Source organism: Neisseria basseii (genome assembly GCF_962707005.1).
Lineage (GTDB): Bacteria > Pseudomonadota > Gammaproteobacteria > Burkholderiales > Neisseriaceae > Neisseria > Neisseria bergeri.
This window is the reverse complement of record NZ_CAUIXH010000011.1, coordinates 24,270-47,788: the sequence shown is the minus strand read 5'-3', so window position 1 is coordinate 47,788 and position 23,519 is coordinate 24,270. Positions and strand designations below refer to the sequence as shown.

Annotated in this window: 22 protein-coding genes and 7 tRNA genes; 15 read left to right on the top strand and 14 right to left on the bottom strand. The window is 52.4% G+C overall.

The genetic code is table 11. From position 1 onward, the window contains the following. Positions 1–4: 4 nt before the first annotated feature. Positions 5–910 (bottom strand): efflux transporter MtrCDE transcriptional activator MtrA, encoded by a 906-nt coding sequence (gene mtrA / locus Q9I99_RS07085; protein ID WP_301668511.1) that lies wholly within the window; start codon positions 908–910, stop codon positions 5–7. Between the two features lie 128 nt (positions 911–1,038). Between mtrA and Q9I99_RS07080 the strand changes: the two genes are divergently transcribed. From Q9I99_RS07080 to sohB, 10 genes are all read left to right on the top strand, one after another. Continuing rightward, a complete protein-coding gene (locus Q9I99_RS07080; protein WP_118811801.1) occupies positions 1,039–1,374 on the top strand; it encodes a carboxymuconolactone decarboxylase family protein in 336 nt (111 codons plus the stop codon). A gap of 128 nt (positions 1,375–1,502) precedes the next feature. Further along, positions 1,503–1,973, top strand: coding sequence for a hypothetical protein (locus Q9I99_RS07075; protein WP_301668512.1), 471 nt, complete (start codon positions 1,503–1,505; stop codon positions 1,971–1,973). Between the two features lie 105 nt (positions 1,974–2,078). Next, complete coding sequence (gene pgsA, locus Q9I99_RS07070) at positions 2,079–2,642, top strand: CDP-diacylglycerol--glycerol-3-phosphate 3-phosphatidyltransferase (protein WP_301668513.1); 564 nt, start codon at positions 2,079–2,081, stop codon at positions 2,640–2,642. A gap of 80 nt (positions 2,643–2,722) precedes the next feature. Further along, positions 2,723–2,798: transfer RNA gene (locus tag Q9I99_RS07065), tRNA-Gly, on the top strand. Between the two features lie 25 nt (positions 2,799–2,823). Further along, a tRNA-Gly gene (locus Q9I99_RS07060) sits at positions 2,824–2,899 on the top strand. Between the two features lie 23 nt (positions 2,900–2,922). Then, positions 2,923–2,998: transfer RNA gene (locus Q9I99_RS07055), tRNA-Gly, on the top strand. 21 nt (positions 2,999–3,019) lie between these two features. Beyond that, positions 3,020–3,095, top strand: a tRNA-Gly gene (locus tag Q9I99_RS07050). A gap of 23 nt (positions 3,096–3,118) precedes the next feature. Next, a tRNA-Cys gene (locus Q9I99_RS07045) sits at positions 3,119–3,192 on the top strand. A gap of 102 nt (positions 3,193–3,294) precedes the next feature. Continuing rightward, positions 3,295–3,384, top strand: a tRNA-Leu gene (locus tag Q9I99_RS07040). A 103-nt stretch (positions 3,385–3,487) separates the two neighbouring features. Next, a complete protein-coding gene (sohB, locus tag Q9I99_RS07035; protein ID WP_301668514.1) occupies positions 3,488–4,540 on the top strand; it encodes a protease SohB in 1,053 nt (350 codons plus the stop codon). Positions 4,541–4,590: 50 nt separating this feature from the next. Here sohB and Q9I99_RS07030 read toward each other — a convergent pair whose 3' ends face one another. The 9 genes from Q9I99_RS07030 to Q9I99_RS06990 all read right to left on the bottom strand — a co-directional run bounded on the left by Q9I99_RS07030 (position 4,591) and on the right by Q9I99_RS06990 (position 12,600). Beyond that, complete coding sequence (locus Q9I99_RS07030; RefSeq protein WP_301668515.1) at positions 4,591–5,457, bottom strand: ABC transporter six-transmembrane domain-containing protein; 867 nt, start codon at positions 5,455–5,457, stop codon at positions 4,591–4,593. 10 nt (positions 5,458–5,467) lie between these two features. Beyond that, complete coding sequence (locus Q9I99_RS07025; RefSeq protein ID WP_301668517.1) at positions 5,468–5,899, bottom strand: MarR family winged helix-turn-helix transcriptional regulator; 432 nt, start codon at positions 5,897–5,899, stop codon at positions 5,468–5,470. Positions 5,900–6,030: 131 nt separating this feature from the next. Beyond that, complete coding sequence (locus Q9I99_RS07020; RefSeq protein ID WP_301668519.1) at positions 6,031–6,900, bottom strand: NAD(P)-dependent oxidoreductase; 870 nt, start codon at positions 6,898–6,900, stop codon at positions 6,031–6,033. A gap of 94 nt (positions 6,901–6,994) precedes the next feature. Next, positions 6,995–7,912: an imidazoleglycerol-phosphate dehydratase HisB gene (gene hisB / locus Q9I99_RS07015; RefSeq protein ID WP_301668520.1), complete on the bottom strand. Its 918-nt coding sequence runs from the start codon at positions 7,910–7,912 to the stop codon at positions 6,995–6,997. Beyond that, positions 7,909–9,006: a histidinol-phosphate transaminase gene (gene hisC / locus Q9I99_RS07010; protein ID WP_301668521.1), complete on the bottom strand. Its 1,098-nt coding sequence runs from the start codon at positions 9,004–9,006 to the stop codon at positions 7,909–7,911. The genes hisB and hisC overlap by 4 nt, the downstream gene beginning before the upstream one ends. A 45-nt stretch (positions 9,007–9,051) precedes the next feature. Then, complete coding sequence (hisD, locus tag Q9I99_RS07005) at positions 9,052–10,341, bottom strand: histidinol dehydrogenase (RefSeq protein ID WP_301668523.1); 1,290 nt, start codon at positions 10,339–10,341, stop codon at positions 9,052–9,054. A gap of 68 nt (positions 10,342–10,409) precedes the next feature. Beyond that, entirely contained in the window at positions 10,410–11,174 is a 765-nt protein-coding gene (locus Q9I99_RS07000) for an endonuclease (protein ID WP_301668524.1), read from the bottom strand. Between the two features lie 37 nt (positions 11,175–11,211). Next, positions 11,212–11,868 carry an ATP phosphoribosyltransferase gene (gene hisG, locus Q9I99_RS06995; RefSeq protein WP_301668555.1) on the bottom strand — a complete coding sequence of 219 codons (657 nt, stop codon included), beginning with the start codon at positions 11,866–11,868 and terminating at the stop codon, positions 11,212–11,214. Between the two features lie 78 nt (positions 11,869–11,946). Continuing rightward, the gene (locus Q9I99_RS06990) at positions 11,947–12,600 is read right to left on the bottom strand and encodes an SCO family protein (protein WP_301668525.1); all 654 of its coding nucleotides are present in this window, start codon (positions 12,598–12,600) and stop codon (positions 11,947–11,949) included. Positions 12,601–12,876: 276 nt separating this feature from the next. Between Q9I99_RS06990 and Q9I99_RS06985 the strand changes: the two genes are divergently transcribed. The 5 genes from Q9I99_RS06985 (at position 12,877) to ilvC (ending at position 17,247) form a co-directional block, all read left to right on the top strand. After that, positions 12,877–12,961 (top strand) — tRNA-Leu (locus Q9I99_RS06985). Positions 12,962–13,563: 602 nt separating this feature from the next. Next, positions 13,564–15,291, top strand: a complete 1,728-nt coding sequence (ilvB, locus tag Q9I99_RS06980) for a biosynthetic-type acetolactate synthase large subunit (protein ID WP_301668526.1) — start codon at positions 13,564–13,566, stop codon at positions 15,289–15,291. A gap of 10 nt (positions 15,292–15,301) precedes the next feature. Continuing rightward, positions 15,302–15,793, top strand: a complete 492-nt coding sequence (gene ilvN, locus Q9I99_RS06975) for an acetolactate synthase small subunit (RefSeq protein WP_002212817.1) — start codon at positions 15,302–15,304, stop codon at positions 15,791–15,793. Positions 15,794–15,859: 66 nt separating this feature from the next. After that, positions 15,860–16,153: a putative quinol monooxygenase gene (locus Q9I99_RS06970; protein ID WP_301668531.1), complete on the top strand. Its 294-nt coding sequence runs from the start codon at positions 15,860–15,862 to the stop codon at positions 16,151–16,153. Between the two features lie 80 nt (positions 16,154–16,233). Beyond that, a complete protein-coding gene (gene ilvC, locus Q9I99_RS06965; RefSeq protein WP_127245248.1) occupies positions 16,234–17,247 on the top strand; it encodes a ketol-acid reductoisomerase in 1,014 nt (337 codons plus the stop codon). Positions 17,248–17,365: 118 nt separating this feature from the next. Here the strand turns inward: ilvC and Q9I99_RS06960 are convergent, their stop codons facing one another. From Q9I99_RS06960 to lptF, 4 genes are all read right to left on the bottom strand, one after another. Continuing rightward, the gene (locus Q9I99_RS06960; RefSeq protein ID WP_301668557.1) at positions 17,366–18,361 is read right to left on the bottom strand and encodes an ornithine carbamoyltransferase; all 996 of its coding nucleotides are present in this window, start codon (positions 18,359–18,361) and stop codon (positions 17,366–17,368) included. Between the two features lie 141 nt (positions 18,362–18,502). Beyond that, the gene (gene acnB / locus Q9I99_RS06955; RefSeq protein ID WP_301668532.1) at positions 18,503–21,088 is read right to left on the bottom strand and encodes a bifunctional aconitate hydratase 2/2-methylisocitrate dehydratase; all 2,586 of its coding nucleotides are present in this window, start codon (positions 21,086–21,088) and stop codon (positions 18,503–18,505) included. Between the two features lie 209 nt (positions 21,089–21,297). Beyond that, positions 21,298–22,368 (bottom strand): LPS export ABC transporter permease LptG, encoded by a 1,071-nt coding sequence (gene lptG, locus Q9I99_RS06950; RefSeq protein ID WP_301668533.1) that lies wholly within the window; start codon positions 22,366–22,368, stop codon positions 21,298–21,300. Further along, positions 22,365–23,480, bottom strand: coding sequence for an LPS export ABC transporter permease LptF (gene lptF / locus Q9I99_RS06945; RefSeq protein WP_301668534.1), 1,116 nt, complete (start codon positions 23,478–23,480; stop codon positions 22,365–22,367). The genes lptG and lptF overlap by 4 nt, the downstream gene beginning before the upstream one ends. Between the last annotated feature and the right edge of the window lie 39 nt (positions 23,481–23,519).

Here is a 23,519-nt window from a genome sequence, read left to right as displayed (position 1 = left end):
TATTTTATTGTTGCCCGCCTTCTTTCCGGTATTGACCCGGCGAAACGTGATATTGCCGTTTGAATGCTTTGCCAAAGTGTGTTTCCGACTGAAAGCCTACCGACAGTGCGACCGACAAAACCGAATCCGGGGTTTTCTTCAGCAGCAACGCGCCTTTTTGCAGGCGGATATGGTTCACAAAGGCGTGCGGGCTGAGTCCGACTTGGCTTTTGAAACGGCGCATCAGTTGCGCACGCGACATATTGGCGGCCACCACCATTTTGTCGACATTCCATTCGTCTTCCGGTTTGTCTATCACCTTTTGGATTAAATGTCCCAAACGTTTGTCCTGCCAACCTTTCAATACGCCCGAGAGTTCGACATCATTATCCTGTTCGAGATAGGCGCGCAGGATAAGTACCAGCAGGACGGACGACAATGCGTTGACCACGGAAACCGTCCCCGTCAAAGGTTTTTCGCTTTCCAGTTGCAGCATTGAAACCACATACTGCAAACTCGGATGGGCAATGTTCAGAAAAACGGTTTCAGGCAGGCCGTTCATCAAATCGGCGTGGGTGTCGTAGCGGAAACGGGCGCAAAACAGGCTCATATCCAGCCCGTTGCCGCACTGTTTGACCGTGAACGCGCCGTTTTGTCGTATATCCGGTTGTAAACTTTCTCCGTATTTTCCGTCGTGGCTCAACACATGACCCAAGCCGCGCGGGAAAAATACAATATCGCCCGTGCCGACCGGACGCGGGGAAGTTTCGCCGTCTATGCAGATGTAGCCGCTGCCCGCCGTAACAATATGCACCAGTCCTTCGCGTTGCAAGGTTTCATGCCGTACCGACCATTGTCCGCCCAAAAGGCACTGCACATCGACACTGCCCGTCAATTGGGCAAGTTCTACCAGTTTGTCCAGAATGTCCATAAATCTTTTTGAACCATAAAATGAGATGATTAAACGAGAAACACAACTGAATAATTGCGATAATACGCACATCGAAAACAGATACGCAAGCGCGTATCAGGGTTAAATGTAAGATAAAGGAAAAGAAAATGTTTAAAGATTGGAAAGAACATACCGCACTGGTTAAAAAATCATTCGGCGAGCTGGGCAAATCCCATCCGAAAATGCTGCAAGCCTACGGCGCACTGGAACAGGCCGCCGCTGCCGAAGCACTCGATGCCAAAACGCGCGAGCTGATTGCCATCGCCGTTGCCATTACCACCCGTTGCGAAAGCTGCATCAGCGTTCATGCCGCCGCCGCAGCCAAAGCCGGTGCGACCGAAAGCGAAATCGCCGGCGCATTGGCAACCGCCATCGCCCTGAATGCGGGTGCCGCTTACACTTATGCCCTGCGTGCATTGGAAGCGGTTGAAACACAAAAATAATCCGTTTCGGATTGAAATGCCGTCTGAAAATATTTCAGACGGCATTTTGTCTGATATGCTTCCCGATATTTTGCAGACAACATATGCAGCCGTTTTTTCAGACGGCATTTGAGAAACAGGGAACAAGTATGAAATATCACCGCTTGGCATTGTTTGCCGCCATAAGCTGCCTGCTGTTGTCCGCCGTTTTTATTGCACCTTACCGGACGGCATTTCACGAACAAGAAAAAATATTCGAATATGCGGATTTGACCGTTACCGCACCCAACCGCAGCGGACGGGCAATCAAACTGGAGGCGGACGGGCGGCAGTACCGGCTTTCCTGCTACGGGTTCGACGATTTGTGCACAGGCGGCAATATCGGCAGAGTCATCAGGGCACGGCAGGTTAAGATTGTTTTAAGCGACACCGTCGGAAAAGGTTTTTTAAACGGCGTTCTGTTGGAATACCGCAACAGTGGCAGTGTCTATAGCAATAAAGATTTTGCCCGCACGGAAGACCGCCTTGTCGAAGTGTTGGCACAACCTGCCGTTTTCAGCCTGAAACTGGGTATTTTGCTTTTATTGCCCGCCATTTTCCTGCGTTTGAAAAGAATGTGAAAACAGATTGGCGGGGCGGGGGAATGCCTATGCGGCAATTTTACGTTTTGGGTTATGAGGATAACCGTTATAATCATAATTTTACAGTCCGCACAGAGAAAACCGATGCCTTGGAATCTCCCCATCTTCCTCACATGGTTGAGGGTCTTGCTCATTCCCGTACTGATTGTCCTTTTCTACCTGCCGTTCTCATGGTTTTCGGAAGAGGCAGTTAATGTTGCCGCCGCCGTCATTTTTGCCGTTGCCGCCTTGACCGACTGGTTTGACGGATTTTTGGCAAGGTTGTGGAAACAGACCTCGGATTTCGGCGCATTCCTCGACCCCGTCGCCGACAAACTGATGGTTGCCGTTTCGTTGCTGCTGCTGGTCAAACTCGATCGGACCTATGTCTTGTTCGCGATGATTATCATCGGCAGGGAAATTACCATTTCCGCATTGCGCGAATGGATGGCGCAAATGGGAAAAAGGAGCAGCGTTGCCGTCGCCACCATCGGCAAGTTCAAAACCGCCGCGCAAATGCTGGCGATTTTCTTTTTGCTGCTGAATATTCCCGATTTTCACGGATTTAATCTTGTTGTTATCGGCAACATATTGATGTTTATCGCATCTTTGCTGACGGTTTGGTCGATGCTGTATTACCTGAAAATGGCGTGGAAAGAAATTGCCTGAAAAAAACATAAAAATAGCTTGACGGTAAAAATATAATCCATAATAATTGCGTCTTCTTCGATGTCGGAGAATGATATAGGGCGGGAATAGCTCAGTTGGTAGAGCGCAACCTTGCCAAGGTTGAGGTCGCGAGTTCGAGACTCGTTTCCCGCTCCAAAAATTTCATTCTTCCGTAATCATTGCGGGAATAGCTCAGTTGGTAGAGCGCAACCTTGCCAAGGTTGAGGTCGCGAGTTCGAGACTCGTTTCCCGCTCCAAGTTTTATTTCAAACGTATCAACGCGGGAATAGCTCAGTTGGTAGAGCGCAACCTTGCCAAGGTTGAGGTCGCGAGTTCGAGACTCGTTTCCCGCTCCAAAAACCGATATGTTTGAACGCGCGGGAATAGCTCAGTTGGTAGAGCGCAACCTTGCCAAGGTTGAGGTCGCGAGTTCGAGACTCGTTTCCCGCTCCAAGTTTTTAGATAAGCCAGTTTTAGGCGAGATAGCAAAGTGGTTATGCAGCGGATTGCAAATCCGTCTACGCCGGTTCGATTCCGACTCTCGCCTCCATTATCGTACTATGGCGGGGTGGCAGAGTGTTTATGCTATGAGGAGTGCAATCTTCATATAGGCCGGTTAAAATCCGCGCCCCCGCCTCCACCTTTCACAAATGCCCGGGTGGTGAAATAGGTAGACACAACGGACTTAAAATCCGTCGGGACTAAACATCCCGTGCCGGTTCGATTCCGGCTCCGGGCACCAAGCTGAAAATAACAATACCGCTCCAAGCGGTTATTTTTTTATCTGTCGGACGGGGATGGACAATATTGATATGTTCATGCCTGAACAAGAGGAAATCCAATCAATGTGGAAAGAAATTTTACTGAATTACGGTATTTTCCTGCTCGAACTGCTTACCGTGTTCGGCGCAATTGCGCTGATTGTGTTGGCTATCGTACAGAGTAAGAAACAGTCGGAAAGCGGTAGTGTCGTACTGACGGATTTTTCGGAAAATTATAAAAAACAGCGGCAATCGTTTGAAGCATTCTTTTTAAGCGAGGAAGAGGCAAAACATCAGGAAAAAGAAGAAAAGAAAAAGGAAAAGGCGGAAGCCAAAGCAGAGAAAAAGCGTTTGAAGGAGGGTGGGGAGAAATCTGCCGAAACGCAAAAATCCCGCCTTTTTGTGTTGGATTTTGACGGCGATTTGTATGCACACGCCGTAGAATCCTTGCGTCATGAGATTACGGCGGTGCTTTTGATTGCCAAGCCTGAAGATGAGGTTCTGCTCAGATTGGAAAGTCCGGGCGGTGTCGTTCACGGTTACGGTTTGGCGGCTTCGCAGCTTAGGCGTTTGCGCGAACACAATATTCCTCTGACCGTCGCCGTCGATAAGGTGGCGGCGAGCGGCGGCTATATGATGGCGTGTGTGGCGGATAAAATTGTTTCCGCTCCGTTTGCGATTGTCGGTTCGGTGGGTGTGGTGGCGGAAGTGCCGAATATCCACCGCCTGTTGAAAAAACATGATATCGATGTGGATGTGATGACGGCGGGCGAATTTAAGCGCACGGTTACTTTTATGGGTGAAAATACGGAAAAGGGCAAACAGAAATTCCGGCAGGAACTGGAGGAAACGCATCAGTTGTTCAAGCAGTTTGTCAGCGAGAACCGCCCCGGGTTGGATATTGAAAAAATAGCGACGGGCGAGCATTGGTTCGGCCGGCAGGCGTTGGCGTTGAACTTGATTGACGAGATTTCGACCAGTGATGATTTGTTGTTGAAAGCGTTTGAAAACAAACAGGTTATCGAAGTGAAATATCAGGAGAAGCAAAGTCTGATCCAGCGCATTGGTTTGCAGGCGGAAGCTTCTGTTGAAAAGTTGTTTGCCAAACTTGTCAACCGGCGGGCGGATGTGATGTAGTTTGCCGAACGGATGGAAATGCCGTCTGAAGCGTGTTCAGACGGCATTTTTCAAGTTCCGGCTTTGATGTTCCGTTCCGACCACTCTATCCGTTGTCCGATGTCTTTCAAATTGGAATATTGTTCGACCAATCGCGGCACGTCGTCCAAACTCATGGCAAACATCCACAGATAAGTGCTGACCGAATAAATATGCCCCGCGCTGCCGTAGCCTTTGAGCGTCATCATCACAAAAGCAAAGCCGAATAAAATACCCATCGCCGCGCCGACGCAGAGATAGCCGAAGGCTTCGCGGTTGGAAATCAGCACACGCAGGCGCGCAACCAGTCCATAATGGCGGTACAGCTGCCGCCGGTCGCCTTTTCGGATAAAGTGGTTGTCGCGTTCCAAGCTGTTGTTCAGGCGAAAATACAGGTTTTCGCTGATGGTGGCAAAACGTGGCAAAAGCCATAAAAACAACGCAAGTATGCATACCGCCAACACGCCGACCCAAAATTCCAGCACCAGCAGCATGATGCACGCGCCGAATATGGATACGACGGATGTCGCGGCAATCGGTAGGTGTTCTTCAAAAAAGCTGACAAACTCACGCGACAGGGCAACCCGCGTAGTTACCGCTGAATGCGGGACTTGCCGCTGCCGCTGTTCCAACACGACCGGCACGGCGATTTCGGTATAAATCCGCGTAAACGTGCGCGTATCGGCAATCCGCCGCGCCGCACCGACCAGCCACATTAAAAGCACAACCAAAGCGTACAGCAACGCTTGCCACACCTTCCCCGCAATTACGGCATTAATTGCCCAACCGCCAAACACTGGATACACCAGCATCAAAAGGTTTTCCAGTCCGACCAGAGAAAATGTGCCGAGCAGACGCTTGCGGTGGGTTTGGGCTATGTGTTTCAACATTTTCCACATATTTGTCCCCCTATTTTTTATTTTCTGAGATTGTTTTTTCCATCACTTCCGCCAGTGCATCCAAATCGGCAAACAGCCGGGTTGTGCACTTGTCGCCGAATGTGGTAAATACTTTGTCGCTGAATTCCTGCGCGCTTTCTGTTAAAGGTGCGGCATGGGCTTTGCCTTTTTCGGTCAGCGACAGCAACCGTTCGCGCCGGTCCTGTTCGCTTTCCTGCCATTCAATCAACCCTTGTCCGGCAAGGGTTTTGCATACGCCTGAAACGGTCTGTTTGGGCAGACTCCACTCTTCGCCGATATGCTTTTGCGTGCGGCTGCCTTCGGTTGCCAGGGTATAAAGTACGGCAAAGAGGTTGTAATTCAGATCCTGCTGCCCGATCCATTTGTCGAAGACATTGCAAATCAGGTTGATACGGGTTCCAAGTTGGTCGAGTTGGTTCATAATTGGTCTTGATATTGACTAAATTTGTGCGGACTATAGTCATAATCGGGACTGATTTCAAGCGTGGGGCAATAAAAATGCCGTCTGAAACGCTTTCGGGCTTCAGACGGCATTGTGTTTGGAAAAGGCAATCAGCGTTCTGCCAATTTCAGGTAAACGCCGGAAACGTCCTGTTCGCCGTAGCCGGCTTCGACTGCTTTGCGGTAGCTGGCAGCAACGGTTTCGACGGCGGGCAGGGTGTTGCCTGCCTGTTCAAGCTCTTTGATGGCGAGGTTGAGGTCTTTGGAAGCGTGTTTGAGGGCGAAGGCGGGCGGAAATTCGCGGTTTGCCCACAGGGATTTTTTGGTTTGGAACATGGGCGAGTCCATTGCCGAGCCGCCGATGGCTTCGACGATGTCGTCGGTATCGATGCCGAACTGCCGCGCCATCAGCATCGCTTCGCTGTACGCTTCGCCGAAAATGCCCAAGAGCGAGTTCAAGACGAGTTTCGCGCCCGAGCCTTTGCCCACTTCGCCGAAGTGGAAGGTTTTTTTGCCGACGAGGGAAAATATTTTTTGCAGCGGGTTTAAAACGGCTTCGCTGCCGCCGAACAGAATGAGCAGCGTGCCGTTGGTGGCGGGCCCGACCGATCCGGAAACGGGTGCTTCGGCAAACTGTCCGCCTGCGGCTTTGACAAGTGCTTTGACGGCGATGTTTTCGGTCGGGGAGATGGTGCTCATATTGACGATGATTTTGCCGGACAATCCGTCGCGGACTCCGTTCAGGATGTCGCACACGGCGGCATAGTCGGATACCATTAGGAAAATAACGGGATAGTCGCGGACAAGTTCGATGGTACTGCCATAGACCTTTGCACCTTTGGCGGCAAGGGAATCAGTTTTCTCGGGCGAGCGGTTGTATATGCCGACTTCGATATTGCCGTCCAAAAGGCGCGTTACCATAGGCAGGCCCATTTGCCCTAAGCCTATCCAGCCGATTTGTGCGTATGTTTCTGCGGACATGATGTTTACTCCTTTTCTGTTTGTAGTGTAGTGTAATCTTATCTGTTCCGATACCGTCTGAAAAGCCTGCGGGTATTTCAGACGGTATGGTTTTTTATGCGGTCAGCGTGCCTTTGGTCGAGGGGGTTTGCCCAGCCATGCGCGGGTCGTGTTCGACTGCCATACGCAGGGCGCGCCCGAAGGCTTTGAATACGGTTTCCGCCTGATGGTGGGCGTTTTTGCCGCTGAGGTTGTCGATGTGCAGGGTCATCATACTGTGGTTGACGATGCCGTGGAAAAATTCTTCAAACAAATCGACATCGAATTTCCCAATCAGGGCGCGGGTAAATTCGATGTTGTACACGAGTCCGGGGCGGCCGGAAAGGTCGATGACGACGCGGCTGAGGGCTTCGTCGAGCGGGACGTAGGAATGTCCGTAACGGCGGATGCCTTTTTTGTCGCCGAGCGCCTGCCGGAGTGCCTGTCCGAGTGTGATGCCGATGTCTTCGACGGTGTGGTGGTCGTCGATGTGCAGGTCGCCTTTGCAGCTGATGTCGATGTCGATCATGCCGTGGCGGGCGATTTGGTCGATCATGTGTTCGAGGAAGGGTACGCCGGTATCCAGCCTGCTTTTGCCGCTGCCGTCGAGGTTGATGGAGACGGTAATTTGGGTTTCGCAGGTATTGCGGTTGACGGTAACGGCGCGGCAGCCGGCAGCAGATGCGGTTTCGGCAATTTGGATTTCGGCAGTTCCGGTGCTTTCTGCGGAGGTTTCGGGAACAGTGCGTTCGCTGTGTTTTCTGTCGAGCCAGCCTTTGGGTTTGCCGGTGTGTTTTTCGAGTTTTGCCATCAGGCTGGGACGGATGCCGCGCGCGTCGGGGTCTTCTGCCTGCTTTTCAAGGCGTTGTTTGAGTTTGTAAAGTGCGACGGGGGTACGGTAGCCGCAGAGTTTGGCGAGCTTGGGCAGCGAACCTGCTTCTTGGGCGAGGGTCAGGAAGTTGTGCAGTTGGCGTTGTGTTTTAGTCAAATTCATAGGAAATCCGTTGGTTGGCAGTAAAGTTGGCGGATGACGTTGAGAACGGCATCGTTTTGTGCGGGGCTGCCTACGGTAATACGCAGGCAGTGTTCCAAAAGCGGGTGCGAGCCGTGCAGTTTTTTGACGAGGATGCGGTTTTGTTTGAATGTGTCAAACAACAAATCGGCATCGGGTACACGTATGGTAATGAAGTTTGCCTGACTTGGAAAGGCGTTCAGACGGCATATTTTGCCTAATTCGGCGAACATCCGTTTGCGTTCGTTTTTCAGGCTGTCGATGTTGGCAGAGATGATGCCGTAGTGTTGCAGGGCGAGTTTGGCGGTGGTCAGGCTCAGTTGGTTCATATTGTAGGGCGGCAGGATTTTTTGCAGTTCGCCGATGACTTCGGGACAGCCTGCCGCATAGCCGATACGCAGTCCGGCAAAACCGATTTTGCTGACGGTACGCATGACGATGAGGTTGGGAATGCTGCCTGCCTGCGGCAGGAAGCTGTCGCCGTTGAATGCGCCGTAGGCTTCGTCGATGACGACGATGCCGTCTGAAGCTTCGATGACGGCTTCGATTTCGGCACGCGTGAAACATACGCCGGTGGGGTTGTTGGGGTAGGCGATAAAGGTCAGGGCAGGGCGGTGCTTCCTGACGGCTTCGAGGACGGCGGGCAGGTTGAGGGTGAAATCTCCGTTCAGTGGAACGCCGACATAATCCATGACGTACAGCGCGGCGTTGTGGCGGTACATGACGAAACTGGGTTCGGCTGCCAACATTGCCGCGCCCGGTTTGGCGGTCAGCATCGTGATGAACTGTATCAGTTCGTCCGAACCGTTGCCCAGCGCGATGTCGGCGCAGTCGGGAATGTCGAACGCCGAACGCAATGCTTCCTGTAAACCGCTGCCGGAGGGATTGGGGTAAAGATGGATGGGCGCGGCAGCAAGCCGTGCCTGCCATTCCTGCAACAGCGTTTCATGTCCGGCAAAAGGGTGGACGGGGCTTTCCATCGCATCGAGTTTGGCAAAACCGGGCGGAACATCGGCAATCTGATATGCCGACATAGCCCGTATGTCGTCGCGGATGAGGTGTCGGACGGATTTCATCGTGTTTCCTTAATAGTTGGAATATGCCTGTACGCCGTTTCGGCATTATTTCATACGGAACTCTGCCGCGCGGGCGTGGGCGGTCAGGCTTTCGCCGTGTGCCAGCACGCTGGCGGTTTCGCCTAATTTTTGCGCACCCTGTTCCGAAACCTGAATCAGGCTGGAACGTTTTTGGAAGTCGTAAGTACCCAGCGGCGAGGAAAAGCGGGCGGTGCGGCTGGTGGGCAGCACATGGTTTGGGCCGGCGCAGTAGTCGCCGAGGCTTTCGCTAGTGTAGCGTCCCATGAAAATCGCGCCGGCGTGGCGGATTTTTTTCGCCCATTCCTGCGGGTTTTCGACTGACAATTCCAAGTGTTCGGGGGAAATGTAGTTGGCGATTTCGCAGGCTTCGTCCAAGTCTTTGGCGAGTATCATCGCGCCCCTGTTGCCGAGCGAGGCTTCGATGATGTCGCGGCGCGGCATGGTTTCGATCAGGCGGTTCATGGCGGCTTCTACTTCGTCGAGATACGTTTGCGACGTGCCGATGAGGATGGCTTGGGCAATTTCGTCGTGTTCGGCTTGGCTGAACAAATCCATCGCCACCCAATCGGCAGGTGTTGTGCCGTCGGCGATGACCAGGATTTCAGACGGCCCCGCCACCATGTCGATGCCGACCACGCCGAACACGCGGCGTTTGGCGGCGGCGACGAAGGCGTTGCCCGGACCGGTGATTTTATCGACTTGGGGGATAGTTTCCGTGCCGTAGGCGAGGGCGGCAACCGCCTGCGCGCCGCCGACGGTAAAGACTTTGGTTACGCCGGCGACGTATGCGGCGGCAAGTACGATGTCGTTGCGTTCGCCTTTCGGTGTCGGCACGACCATGATGATTTCTTTCACACCTGCGACGTGGGCTGGCATGGCGTTCATGATGACGGAACTCGGATAAGCCGCTTTGCCGCCGGGGACGTAAATGCCGACGCGGTCAAGCGGTGTGATTTGTTGCCCCAGCAGTGTGCCGTCTTCATCGGTGTAGCTCCACGATTCCATTTTTTGGCGTTGGTGGTAGCTTTCGACACGGCGGGCGGCGGTCTGTAATGCCGCCTGAACGTCGTTCGGAATGCGCTCGAACGCGGCTTTCAAATCGGCTTGCGTGAGTATTAAATCATCGATGCTTTTAGCGTTTGTCTGATCGAATTTGTTGGTGTATTCAATCAAAGCCGCATCGCCGCGCTTTTGCACGTCGGCGCAAATGTCGGCAACGATGTGTTCGGTTTCGGGGTTTTGCGCGGTCTCAAAAGCCAGCAGGGCTTTGAGTCCGGCTTGGAAATCGGGCGATTGGGTGTTGAGTTTTTTCATGATTTGTTCTCCTTGTGATTTGTTCCGAATGCCGTCTGAAAGCAGTTCGGAAAGCGTTTCGGTTTGATTTATACGGTTTTGGGGCGGATATAGGTTTTGTCCGAACCGTTGGCAAATTTCAAATCGGGCAGCGATTTTTGCCGCAATCCCAAAGTTTCCGCCGCATTGGTTTCGGGCAGGAAAGCAAAACGGTACGTCGTCAGCGTTTTGCCGTTTTTTACCGTTTCCACCGTTTCAAAACCTGCCACTTCATAGGCGCAGACGACGGCATTGCTTGCAGCCGTATCGATACCGACCAGATATTTCACTTTTTTAATCAAGTCTTTGGCTGCCGTCCAAGTACCACGTGCGCGTTCGGCGAGTATTTCGGCGGATTCGTTGCGTAAGACTGCGTCGGGCAGTTTGACCGCTAAAACCAAACCGTCGGGGTTCAGCACGTCCGTCTGCACGGCTTCAAAGCCGAAACGGCGTTCCCACTCTTCCGCGCTGATGCCCCAAGCCGAACCATCGGCGTGGTTTTTCAGTTTTTTGCCGCCGACGCTGCGGACAAACGCCACCACTGCCTGTTCTGCCGCACGCGCTTCGTTTTCGGTCAGATGGCTGTTCAGGATAAAGCGTCCGGTTTTCCGGCACTTGGATACCGCTTTCGCCGTCGGCGCGTCGAAATGGTCGAACTCGAAAATGCGGTTGCCGCAACCCGTACCGATGTGCAGCACCTTGCCCTTTTTCAAGTCGGTCAGACAATACACATAAAAACGGTTTTCGCCGCTGCCCAATGCAGACAGCGCAGCTTCGGAAAAGCCTTTGCTTGCCGTATCCATTCTGTTCTCCAAAATAATGTTCCGAAAACTGAAATGCCGTCTGAAACGTTTACGCCTGTGCGCCGACCGCGCTTTCAAAAGCACGGATAATCGGTTCGAGCAGCGCGTATTTCGTTTTCAGCGCAGCCTTGTTGACCACCAGGCGGCTGGAAATGTCGACGATGTGTTCGACTGCCTCCAAGCCGTTTGCCTTCAAGGTGTTGCCCGTCGAAACCAAGTCCACAATCGCATCGCTCAAGCCGACCAGCGGCGCAAGTTCCATCGAGCCGTACAGTTTGATAATGTCCACATGGACACCCTTGCCGGCAAAATGAGATGCCGCGATTTCAGGATACTTCGTGGCAATCTTCAGACGGCATCCGGGTTGCGAAGCTGCTTCGTAATCAAACCCTTTACGCACAGCAACCATCATGCGGCACTTGGCAATCTCCAAATCCAAAGGCCGGTAAAGCCCGGAGCCGCCGTGTTCGATCAGCACGTCTTTGCCCGCAATCCCGAAATCCGCCGCGCCGTAGCGCACATAAGTCGGCACATCGGTTGCGCGGACAATGACAAGGCGGATGTTTTCATGGTTCGTCCCGATAATCAGCTTGCGCGATTTTTCGGGCTCTTCAGTCGGAACAATGTCGGCAGCGGCAAGCAGCGGCAGCGTCTCCTCAAAAATGCGCCCTTTGGATAAGGCGATGGTCAAAGCATTATCCTGCATGGTTTGGATGTCCTTTGTCGGTTGAAACAATAATGCCGTCTGAACAGGCATCGGCGGTTCAGACGGCATACGGTTTTATCAGAGCAGGGTCCTTACATCGGCGGCAATCGTTTCCGGCTCGCTTCCGTAAGGCGAGAAAATGGCAACCTCACCGTTTTTGTCGATGAGATACGCACCGGAAGAGTGGTCGACCAAATAGTTTTCGCCGTCTTCTTTTTGATTGACTTTGGCAGAAACCACGCGGTATTGCTGCTTGATGACCGGCAGGCTTTGGCCGCCCGTTGCCGTCAGACCGATAAAGTCCGGATTGAACTGCTTGGCATATTTGCCGATGATTTCGGGCGTATCGCGCTCGGGGTCGATGCTGACGAACACCACTTTCACATCTTTAGCTCGATCGCCCAACTGCTTCAACGTGTCGCTATAAGTCAGCAGCTCGGTGGGGCAGACATCGGGACAGTGCGTATAGCCGAAAGACAGAATCACGACCTTGCCTTTCAAATCGCTCAGGCTGAAAGGCTTGCCTTCGCCGTCGGTCAGCGTGAAATCGCCGCCGATGTCTTCCTTACGCATATCCGTACCGCGTGTTTGCGGTTTTTCCGCATTTTCCGCAGCCGGCGCGGATGCACTTGAAGAAGCGGCTTGCGCCGCACTGTTGTCTTGAGGTTTGCAGGCGGCAAGCGAGGCAAGTGCGAAAACGCCCAGCAAAAAGGAACGCGGTACAGAAAACATGACAATCTCCCAAGAATAAATAGAAAAACCTGATTCGTACGGAATTTGAATATTTCCATCTTAACGCGTTTGGCAGATTTAATGTAGTATTTTTTACATTGTCCGTACGGCAGGAATTGCCGAATCATACAGAATGCTTTTGAGCGGAAAGCACAGTAAGATTAAAATAATAAAAATTCTATTTAAAATCAAAAACAAAATAAAAACAGACAAAATAATTTCAAAAAAAAGGTTTACAGAATCTCAAAAGCCATTATAATGGCGACTTCTTCACCAGCCCAGGTGGCGAAATTGGTAGACGCAGGGGACTCAAAATCCCCCGCCGCAAGGTGTGTCGGTTCGAGTCCGACCCTGGGCACCACAACCGCGTTATAGCGGTTATTTTTTTGTCTATTGCTATTTACTGAAATAGATAAGACTAAATACAATCAATATCTTAAGTCGTTGTTAGCCCTCTTGGTTCTGTCAATGCCGCCCAATACAGTCCGGTGCAATGAGCTATTTTCAGGAAGTATGGTTGGGAATATTTTTGATATATCAAAAATAAAATCAAGTTCAATCAATATCCCGAGTCTTTAATTGGGATGAGACCCTGTAAATTTTAAAATTCTTGATACCGAAGAAGGGTTTTTTCACATCTGCCCTCATGCAAACTGTCAACAATTCCCATCTTTCAAAAAAGGCGCTCCTGATTTTATTCTTTTAAAATCAATCAATAATTTCTCCGTCTTCAAAAAATATTAAAAGATGAAAGATTTTTCTTGATTGAACTGTCGGTTTGCGTTATCGTTTCTACTCTTTTTCACAAACTCTGTGTTCCTTTCCAATTGATTGGATAATCCGTCTGTTGCCGTGTTCTTTCAATGCGCGTACCCTAAATCGCTGCTTGGTGGGATTGCATTACAGGTGCTGTGGCAAAGCGGTTTGTCCCTATTGGTTTGAAACCGTATAAAAGAGGTCGTTATGCAGTTATCAGGCGCACAAATCATAGTGCAGAGTCTCAAAGCCGAAGGCGTCGAGTACGTTTTCGGTTATCCTGGCGGTGCGGTTATCGAAATCTACGATGCCCTGTTCCAACTCAATAAATTCAAACACATTCTTACCCGCCATGAGCAGGCGGCAGTACACGCGGCAGATGCGTATGCGCGCGTCAGCGGTAAGGTGGGCGTGGCATTGGTTACATCCGGCCCGGGCGTTACCAATGCGCTGACCGGTATTGCTACTGCCTATACGGATTCGATTCCGATGGTGGTCATCAGCGGACAGGTAGGCAATTCCCTGATTGGTACGGATGCGTTCCAAGAAGTTGATACGGTGGGCATTACCCGTCCGTGCGTCAAACACAATTTCCTGGTTACGGACATCAATGAGTTGGCGGAAACCATTAAAAAGGCATTCCAAATTGCCGCAAGCGGCCGGCCGGGCCCCGTGGTGGTCGATGTCCCGAAAGATGTTACGCAGGCGATGGCGAAATTCAGCTATCCTCAGGAAGACATTTTTATCCGTTCGTATCAACCGGTTGTTCAAGGGCATATCGGTCAGATTAAAAAGGCCGTGCAGATGTTGGCATCTGCCAAACGTCCGGTCGTCTATTTTGGCGGCGGCGTGGTGTTGGGTAATGCTTCTGAAGAGCTGACCCGATTTGTCCGAATGACGGGTGCTCCGTGCACGGGTACGCTGATGGGCTTGGGTGCTTATCCTTCCAGCGACCGCCAATTCCTCGGTATGCTCGGTATGCACGGTACTTACGAGGCAAACCTTGCCATGCAGAATGCGGATGTCGTTCTTGCCGTAGGTGCGCGTTTTGACGACCGTGTGGTTTCCGTACCGTCCAAATTTTTCGAGAAGGCGAAGAAGGTTATCCATATTGATGTCGATCCTTCCAGCATCGCCAAGCGCGTGAAGGTGGACATTCCGATTGTCGGCGACGTGAAAAACGTTTTGTCCGAGATGGTTGCGCTGTGGCAAAAACAAGAGTCCGTGCCGTCTGAAGATGCTTTGGGCAAATGGTGGAAAACCATAGAGGAATGGCGTTCCCGAGATTGCTTGTGGTTTGACAACGGCAGCGAAATTATCAAGCCCCAATATGTGATTCAGAAGCTTGCCGAGATTACCGGCAATTCGGCAATCATCACATCGGATGTAGGGCAGCATCAAATGTTTGCGGCTCAATATTATCCCTTCGAACGTCCGCGCCAATGGCTCAATTCCGGCGGTTTGGGTACGATGGGCGTGGGTCTGCCTTATGCGATTGGTGCAAAACTTGCCGCCCCGGATCAAGACGTATTCTGTATCACCGGCGACGGCTCGATTCAGATGAACATCCAAGAGCTGTCCACCTGTTTCCAATATCGGATTCCGGTTAACGTCATTACGCTGAACAACGGTTATCTCGGTATGGTACGCCAGTGGCAGGAAATATATTACGGCGGCCGAGAGTCGGAAACCTATTTCGATTCTTTGCCCGATTTCGCCAAACTTGCCGAGGCATACGGCCATATCGGTATCCGCGTGGACAAGAAGTCTGATGTGGAAGGTGCCTTGTTGGAAGCATTGAACCAAAAAGACAGGCTGGTGTTTATCGACTTCCTGACCGACCAGAAACAGAATGTGATGCCCATGGTCGGCAACGGCAAAGGTTTGGACGAAATGGTACTTCCGCCGCATATGCGTGCGGACGGAAAGGCGTAAGGAGAGGCAAATGCGACATATCTTATCTGTTCTGATCGAAAACGAATCAGGTGCGATGAGCCGCGTGGTCGGTTTGTTCTCCGCACGCGATTACAATATCGATTCTTTGGCGGTTGCGCCGACCGAAGACAAAACCCTGTCCCGTATGACCATCGTTACCCACGGCGACGAGCAGGTCATCGAACAAATCACCAAGCAACTCAACAAATTGATTGAAGTGATTAAAGTGGTCGATTTGAACGAAAGCCGTTTTGTCGAACGCGAACTGATGTTGGTAAAAGTCCGTGCCGCCGGCAAAGACCGCGACGAATTTTTACGCTTGACTGAAATCTACCGGGGCAGCATCATCGACGTAACCGACCGCAGCTATACGATTGAAATTACCGGCTCGACAGACAAGCTGGATTCCTTTTTGGAAACGGTCGGACGCGCCCAAATTTTGGAAACCGTACGTACAGGCGCGGCCGGCATCGGTCGCGGTGAGCGTATTTTGAAAATTTAACGCCGTAACCTTTCAGACGGCATGGTATTTGAATGCCGTCTGAAAAACGAACGGCAGGAGAGATTTATGTCGAACATTAAAATTGTCGCACTGGTTACCGTCAAACCGGAATACACGGAAACACTGGCAGCACAGTTTAAAGAACTGGTCAAAGCCAGTCGTGCAGAAGAGGGCAACATCAGCTACGATCTCCATCAGGAAATCGGCAAACCGAACCGTTTTGTTTTCGTGGAAAATTGGAAATCCCAAGCAGCTATTGACGAACATAACGCCAGCGCGCATTTCCAAGTCTTCGTCCAGTCCGTTGACGGCAAAACCGAAGCGTTGGAAATCGTATTGATGAATGAAGTTGCCGCTTAAGCGGCACACTCTGTTTAACCCGTCCGAAGCCGCTCAACATTATTAAGGCTTCGACAACCATTTATCTTAAAGGAAATCAAATGCAAGTCTATTACGATAAAGATGCCGATCTGTCCCTGATCAAAGGCAAAACCGTTGCCATCATCGGTTACGGTTCGCAAGGTCATGCTCATGCCGCCAACCTGAAAGATTCGGGTGTAAACGTGGTGATCGGTCTGCGCCAAGGTTCTTCTTGGAAAAAAGCTGAAGCAGCCGGCCATGTCGTCAAAACTGTTGCTGAAGCGACCAAAGAAGCCGATGTCGTTATGCTGCTGCTGCCTGACGAAACCATGCCTGCCGTCTATTACGCTGAAGTTGCAGCCAATCTGAAAGAAGGCGCAACGCTGGCATTTGCACACGGCTTCAACGTGCACTACAACCAAATCGTTCCGCGTGCCGACTTGGACGTGATTATGGTTGCCCCCAAAGGTCCGGGCCATACCGTACGCAGTGAATACAAACGCGGCGGCGGCGTGCCTTCTCTGATTGCCGTTTACCAAGACAATTCCGGCAAAGCCAAAGACATCGCCCTGTCTTATGCGGCTGCCAACGGCGGCACCAAAGGCGGTGTGATTGAAACCACTTTCCGCGAAGAAACCGAAACCGATCTGTTCGGCGAACAAGCCGTATTGTGCGGCGGCGTGGTCGAGTTGATTAAAGCAGGTTTTGAAACCCTGACCGAAGCCGGTTACGCGCCTGAAATGGCTTACTTCGAATGTCTGCACGAAATGAAGCTCATCGTTGATTTGATTTTCGAAGGCGGTATTGCCAACATGAACTACTCCATTTCCAACAATGCGGAGTACGGCGAATACGTTACCGGTCCTGAAGTGGTCAATGCTTCCAGCAAAGAAGCCATGCGCAATGCCCTGAAACGCATTCAAACCGGCGAATACGCGAAAATGTTTATCCAAGAGGGTAACGTCAACTACGCGTCTATGACTGCCCGCCGCCGTCTGAATGCCGACCACCAAGTTGAAAAAGTCGGCGCACAACTGCGTGCTATGATGCCTTGGATTACTGCCAACAAATTGGTTGACCAAGACAAAAACTGATTGTTTTCAAACGGAACTGCCTACACATCGTGTAGGCAGTTTTTTATATGGATGCCGTCTGAACATCGTGTTCAGACGACATCTGTGTTGCGGATGAATTTAAACAGGTACAGTTCTGTCAGTCGCCCAGAGCCGCGACCATTACCGCTTTAATCGTGTGCATACGGTTTTCCGCTTGGTCGAACACGATGCTGGCAGGGCTTTCGAATACTTCTTCCGTTACTTCCACGCCGTTTAAGCCGAAGGTTTCGTAAATCCATTCGCCGACTTTGGTTTCTCGGTTGTGGAAGGCGGGCAGGCAGTGCATGAATTTGACCTGCGGATTGCCCGATGCCGCCATCAGCTCGGGGGTAACGCGGTAATCTTTCAGCAAATCGATGCGTTCCTGCCATACTTCTTTCGGCTCGCCCATGCTGACCCATACGTCGGTATGAATGAAACCGACACCTTTGACGGCCTCTTGCGGGTTTTCGGTCAGGGTAATTTTTGCGCCGGTTTCTTTGGCGGTGGCGTGTGCGGCGGCAATAATGCCTTCAGACGGCCACAGGCTTTGCGGTGCGCCGATACGCACGTCCATCCCCAATTTTGCCCCTAAAATCAGCAGGGAATTGCCCATGTTGTAACGCGCGTCGCCGACATAGGCAAACGCGGTTTGGTTCAAAGGTTTGCCGCTGTGTTCGCGCATGGTCAGCGCGTCGGCGAGCATTTGAGTGGGGTGGAACTCGTTGGTCAGCCCGTTGAATACGGGTACGCCCGCATATTTCGCCAATTCTTCAACAACTTCCTGACCGAAGCCGCGATATTCGATGGCATCGTACATCCTGCCCAAGACGCGCGCCGTGTCTTTGATGCTTTCTTTGTGCCCGATTTGGCTGGCGGACGGTTCCAGATAGGTTGCGCCCGCGCCTTGATCGCGTGCGGCAACTTCAAACGCACAGCGTGTCCGAGTAGAGGTTTTTTCAAAAATCAGGGCGATGTTTTTCCCTTTCATCCGCTGCACTTCGCCCCCTGCCTTTTTAGCGGCTTTCAATTCGGCGGCAAGGTCGAGGTAGGCGGTGATTTCTTCCGGCGTGAAGTCTAAGAGTTTCAAGAAGTGGCGGTTTTTCAGGTTCATATTATCTCTGCCTTGTATGGCGGATGGGGAGGATTGCATTATACTGCCCGTTAAAAGGGGAGATTGGCAGAATATTATAATGCCGTCTGAAAAACTTTCAGACGGCATGGTTGCCACCCCCTTATCTCGGGGTCGCTCCGGTTAAACATTCACGGTCTCGGCTACTTCGTTGTAGCTGTCGATTTCGTTGAAGTTCATATAGCGGTAGATTTTATCGCCCTGTTCGTTGATGATGCCGATATTGGCTTGATATTCTTCAACGGTTGGGATTTTACCCAGTTTGGAGCAGATTGCCGCCAATTCCGCCGAACCGAGGTAAACAAAGGTGTTTTTGCCCAAGCGGTTCGGGAAGTTGCGGGTGGAGGTGGACATAACGGTCGCACCTTCGCGTACTTGCGCCTGATTACCCATACATAAGGAGCAACCCGGCATTTCCATACGCGCGCCGGCACGTCCGAGTACGCCGTAGTGTCCTTCGTCGGACAATTGTTTCGCGTCCATTTTGGTCGGCGGCGCAATCCACAGGCGGACGGGGGTGTCTGCCTTGCCTTCCAGAAGTTTGGAGGCGGCGCGGAAGTGGCCGATGTTGGTCATGCACGAACCGATGAACACTTCGTCGATTTTGGTGCCGGAGCGTTCGGACATAAAGCATACGTCATCCGGGTCGTTCGGGCAGGCGATAATCGGCTCTTTGATGTCGTCCATGTTGATTTCGATCACGGCAGCGTATTCGGCATCTTTATCCGCTTCGAGCAACTCGGGATTTGCCAGCCATTTTTCCATGGCTTTGATGCGGCGTTCCAAAGTGCGCGGGTCTTGATAGCCGTCGGCAATCATGTTTTTCATCAACACGACGTTGGATTTCATGTACTCGATAATCGGCTCTTTGTTGAGCTTCACGGTACAGCCGGCGGCGGAGCGTTCGGCGGATGCATCGGTCAATTCAAAGGCTTGTTCCACTTTCAAATTGGGCAGGCCTTCGATTTCGAGGATGCGGCCGGAGAAGATGTTTTTCTTACCGGCTTTGGCAACAGTCAGCAAGCCTTGTTTAATCGCGTAAAGCGGAATGGCGTTTACCAAGTCGCGTAGGGTTACGCCCGGTTGCAATTTGCCGCTGAAGCGTACCAATACGGACTCGGGCATATCGAGCGGCATCACTCCGGTGGCTGCGGCAAAAGCGACTAAGCCGGAACCGGCTGGGAAGGAAATACCGATGGGGAAGCGGGTGTGGCTGTCGCCGCCTGTACCGACTGTATCAGGCAACAGCAGGCGGTTGAGCCATGAGTGGATCACGCCGTCGCCCGGACGCAGAGCCACGCCGCCACGGGTAGAAATGAAGGCGGGCAGTTCTTTATGGGTTTTCACATCGACAGGTTTCGGATAAGCAGCGGTGTGACAGAAAGACTGCATCACCATATCGGCGGAGAAGCCCAAACAAGCCAAGTCTTTCAACTCGTCGCGGGTCATCGGGCCGGTAGTGTCTTGCGAGCCGACTGTCGTCATGCGCGGTTCGCAGTAAGTACCCGGACGTACGCCTTGTCTTTCGGGCAAACCGCAGGCGCGACCGACCATTTTTTGTGCCAAGGTGAAACCGGCTTTGCTTTCGGCAGGTGCTTGAGGCAGACGGAATGCAGTAGAGGCAGGCAGTTTCAGGGCTTCGCGCGCTTTGGCGGTCAGACCTCGGCCGATAATCAGGTTGATACGGCCGCCGGCTTGCACTTCGTCCAGCAATACTTGGGATTTCAGGCTGAATTCGGCAACGGTTTCGCCGTTTTTCACGATTTTGCCTTCATAAGGCAGGATATCGACGACATCGCCCATTTTCAGTGCGGAAACATCGACCTCAATCGGCAGCGCGCCGGAGTCTTCTTGAGTATTGAAGAAAATCGGCGCGATTTTGCCGCCCAAGCACACGCCGCCGAAGCGTTTGTTCGGCACGAACGGAATGTCTTCGCCGGTATGCCAAATGACGGAGTTGGTCGCGGATTTGCGTGAAGAGCCGGTACCGACCACGTCGCCGACATAGGCAACCGGATGACCTTTGGCTTTGAGTTCTTCCAGCAGTTTAATCGGACCGATTTCGCCCGGTTTGTCGGGGTTGATGCCGTCGCGCGGGTTTTTCAGCATCGCCAGCGCGTGCAGCGGAATATCGGGACGGCTCCACGCGTCGGGCGCGGGAGAGAGGTCGTCCGTATTAGTTTCGCCGTCAACTTTGAAGACGGTAACGGTGATTTTTTCAGGAACTTTGGCACGAGAAGTAAACCATTCGGCATCTGCCCAAGATTGCAATACTTCTTGCGCGTATTTGTTGCCTTTTTCGGCTTTTTCTTGAACATCGTGGAAAGAGTCGAACATCAGCAAAGTGTGTTTCAAACCATTTGCAGCAATAGGCGCGAGTTTGTCGTCGTCCAAGAGTTCGATTAAGGCGTGAATATTGTAACCGCCGAGCATCGTGCCCAACAGTTCGGTCGCATATTCGGGGGAAATCAAGGGGCTGGATGCGCTGCCTTCGGCAAGGGCTGCCAAGAATGAGGCTTTGACTTTGGCGGCATCGTCCACACCGGGCGGTACGCGGTGGGCAAGCAGTTCGACCAAGGATTCGCCTTCGCCTGCGGGCGGATTTTTCAGCAGCTCGACCAGATCGGCGGTTTGCTGCGCGTTTAAAGGGAGGGCGGGAATGCCGAGGGCGGCGCGCTCGGCGGCGGCTTTACGATAGGCTTCTAACATCTCTTTGTTCCTTTTTCTGTTTTTCTTTTGTCCGGTTGCAAATGATTTGCGTTAAATATTGTAAACAATATTTGCACCGCTATCATAGACTAGTTTTAACAAAAATGGAACTGTTATGACAGGCTATGTAATAGGGAACGGCTATCTGCCTGCGGGAATATGATAATAAAAACTAATGCCGTCTGAAGAGAGGTTCAGACGGCATTTGTTCAACGTTTTTCCTGTTTGCGTATCAGCCAAACAGCGAGCAAGGTGAAGACTATGGTAGGCAGTGCGCCGGCGAGGAAGGGCGGGACGCCGTAGAGTTGGCTGGTAAACCCGAAGAGCCTGCCGGCAAAGTGGAACAGCAAACCGAGGCAGATACCGCCGAAGAGTTTCAAGCCCATATTGCCGTGGCGCGTGGTTTGCGGCGTAAAGGCGAAGGCAACGAGCGCCATGACCCATGCGGCGACGGGGTAAACCAATTTGCGCCACCAGGCGATGGCGTAGATCTGGGTGTTTTGGTTGTTGTTTTCGAGGTGGCTGATGTAGGTGGTCAGTTCGCCGACGGACATTTGGTCGGGTTTGACGAGCAATACGTCCATCAGGTTACGTTTGACGGCGATCGGCCAGTTTTCTTCGGCTGAGGTCGAGACTTCGACTTTGTCTTCGCTAAGCGTGCTGCGGCGGATGTTTTTCAACTGCCAACTGCCGTCGTTGTTTAAAACGGCGGATTCGGCTTCCGTTGCCTGCGTCAGCTCGTTTTTGTCGTTGCGCACCCAAATTTTAATGCCCAGCAGGGTATGGTCGGGCAGCATTTCGCGCACGTTGATGATGCTGTTTTTTTCTTTGAGCCAAAGCCCGGTATTGCCGGTGCTGATTTTGCCGTTGATGGCGGCGGATTTGATGTTTTCGGCTTTTTGGCTGAGGGTGGGGGCAATCCATTCGCCGAGCGCGGCGGTGGCGATGGCGAAAATCAGTCCGAACTGCGACAGGATCAGCAGCAGTTTTTTGGTGCTCATGCCGCTTGCTTTTATGACGGTCAGTTCGCTGCCGGCAGCAAGCTGGCTGAGGGAGACGAGTCCGCCGATGAGGACGGCGAGGGGCATGAGTTCGTAGGCGCGCGCGGGCATCTGCATGAGGACGTATTGCGCCATGGTTGCGCCGTTATAGCTGCCTTTGCCCAAGTCGCCGACTTCGTTGATGATCTCGAAAAAGCTGTACAGGGCGAGGAAGGCCAGGAGGGCGTAAACCGCCATAACCGCCATTTGGCGGATGATGTAACGTGAAATCAGGTTCATTTTCCGCCTTTCAATGTCAGACTTTTGCCAACCGCCCGCCAGAAGGGCTGGCTGGGCATACTGCGGACGCGCAGGAGTACGACGGCGATGGCGAACATGATGATGTGCATGGGCAGCAGTCCGAGCCAGAAATGGATTTTGCCATCTTCCACGGCATTGCGCAGGAAGGTCAGTCCGTTTTGGTAAATCAGGAAAAGCCCGATGGCGACGAGGATGTTGTAGGTGTGGCCGCTGCGCGGGTTGAAATAGGAAAGCGGCACGGCAAGCAGGCAGAGCAGGAGGACGCTGACGGTCAGCGAGATACGCCACATCAATTCCGCCTGGTGTTGGGGGTTGCTGCTGCCAATCAGTTGGGCGGTCGGGATGGTACGGCGGTGTGAAACAGGGTCGATGAGTTTGGGCGTGGTGCTGATAATCAGGCTGAGGTGTTGGAAAGAAACGCGGTTGTAATCGGCTTTTCCGGGCGTGCCGCTGTAACGGTAGCCGTTGCGCAGGTCGAGCGTGCGCTTGTTGTCGTTCAGTGAGAAATTGCCTTCTTTGGCGAAGATAATGTTGTCGTTGCCGTTTTTATCCTGTTCGCGCAGGAACAGATTTTTCATGATACCCGATTCGGTGTCGAAGGTTTCGACGAAGTAAACCCTGCCGTTGCGCTTGCCCAGGCTGTTGAACTCGCCCGCTTCCACCATGGACAATTCTTGCTTCTGCTTGAGGATTTCCGCGTATTCGCGGCTGCGCAGTTCTGCCCACGGCATCACCCAAAGTTGCATGACGGCAATCAGGATGGCAAACGGTACGGCAAACTGCATGACGGGGCGTATCCATTGTTTCAATGCCAATCCGCAGGAGAGCCAGACCGACATTTCGCTGTCGCGCCAGTAGCGGGTCAACACGGTCAGCGTGCTGATGAATGCGGTCAGAACCAGCAACAGCGGGGTCATCCCGATAATCCAAAAGCCGACCAACGCCGCCACGGCATCGATGGCGACACGCCCGTCGGCGGCGCGCCCGAGCAGGTTGATTGCCTGTGTGGAAACCAATACCGCCAAGAGGACGACGAAAATGCCGACGGCGGTAAAGGAAAGTTCTTTAATCAGGTTTCTTTGGTAAATCATGGGTTCCGGCTTCGGCTGGCAACAGGCGGCGGTATCGGT

Coding starts and splice junctions, on each gene's coding strand:
- Q9I99_RS07075 (WP_301668512.1), top strand. CDS start 1,503: ATGAAATATCACCGCTTGGCATTGTTTGCCGCCATAAGCTGCCTGCTG.
- Q9I99_RS07020 (WP_301668519.1), bottom strand. CDS start 6,900: ATGTCCGCAGAAACATACGCACAAATCGGCTGGATAGGCTTAGGGCAA.
- hisB (WP_301668520.1), bottom strand. CDS start 7,912: ATGAATTTGACTAAAACACAACGCCAACTGCACAACTTCCTGACCCTC.
- lptG (WP_301668533.1), bottom strand. CDS start 22,368: ATGAACCTGATTTCACGTTACATCATCCGCCAAATGGCGGTTATGGCG.
- ilvB (WP_301668526.1), top strand. CDS start 13,564: ATGCAGTTATCAGGCGCACAAATCATAGTGCAGAGTCTCAAAGCCGAA.
- Q9I99_RS07030 (WP_301668515.1), bottom strand. CDS start 5,457: ATGTGGAAAATGTTGAAACACATAGCCCAAACCCACCGCAAGCGTCTG.
- ilvC (WP_127245248.1), top strand. CDS start 16,234: ATGCAAGTCTATTACGATAAAGATGCCGATCTGTCCCTGATCAAAGGC.
- Q9I99_RS06960 (WP_301668557.1), bottom strand. CDS start 18,361: ATGAACCTGAAAAACCGCCACTTCTTGAAACTCTTAGACTTCACGCCG.
- Q9I99_RS07080 (WP_118811801.1), top strand. CDS start 1,039: ATGTTTAAAGATTGGAAAGAACATACCGCACTGGTTAAAAAATCATTC.
- sohB (WP_301668514.1), top strand. CDS start 3,488: ATGTGGAAAGAAATTTTACTGAATTACGGTATTTTCCTGCTCGAACTG.
- pgsA (WP_301668513.1), top strand. CDS start 2,079: ATGCCTTGGAATCTCCCCATCTTCCTCACATGGTTGAGGGTCTTGCTC.
- Q9I99_RS07025 (WP_301668517.1), bottom strand. CDS start 5,899: ATGAACCAACTCGACCAACTTGGAACCCGTATCAACCTGATTTGCAAT.
- hisD (WP_301668523.1), bottom strand. CDS start 10,341: ATGAAAAAACTCAACACCCAATCGCCCGATTTCCAAGCCGGACTCAAA.
- ilvN (WP_002212817.1), top strand. CDS start 15,302: ATGCGACATATCTTATCTGTTCTGATCGAAAACGAATCAGGTGCGATG.
- Q9I99_RS06990 (WP_301668525.1), bottom strand. CDS start 12,600: ATGTTTTCTGTACCGCGTTCCTTTTTGCTGGGCGTTTTCGCACTTGCC.
- hisC (WP_301668521.1), bottom strand. CDS start 9,006: ATGAAATCCGTCCGACACCTCATCCGCGACGACATACGGGCTATGTCG.
- hisG (WP_301668555.1), bottom strand. CDS start 11,868: ATGCAGGATAATGCTTTGACCATCGCCTTATCCAAAGGGCGCATTTTT.
- mtrA (WP_301668511.1), bottom strand. CDS start 910: ATGGACATTCTGGACAAACTGGTAGAACTTGCCCAATTGACGGGCAGT.
- Q9I99_RS06970 (WP_301668531.1), top strand. CDS start 15,860: ATGTCGAACATTAAAATTGTCGCACTGGTTACCGTCAAACCGGAATAC.
- acnB (WP_301668532.1), bottom strand. CDS start 21,088: ATGTTAGAAGCCTATCGTAAAGCCGCCGCCGAGCGCGCCGCCCTCGGC.
- lptF (WP_301668534.1), bottom strand. CDS start 23,480: ATGATTTACCAAAGAAACCTGATTAAAGAACTTTCCTTTACCGCCGTC.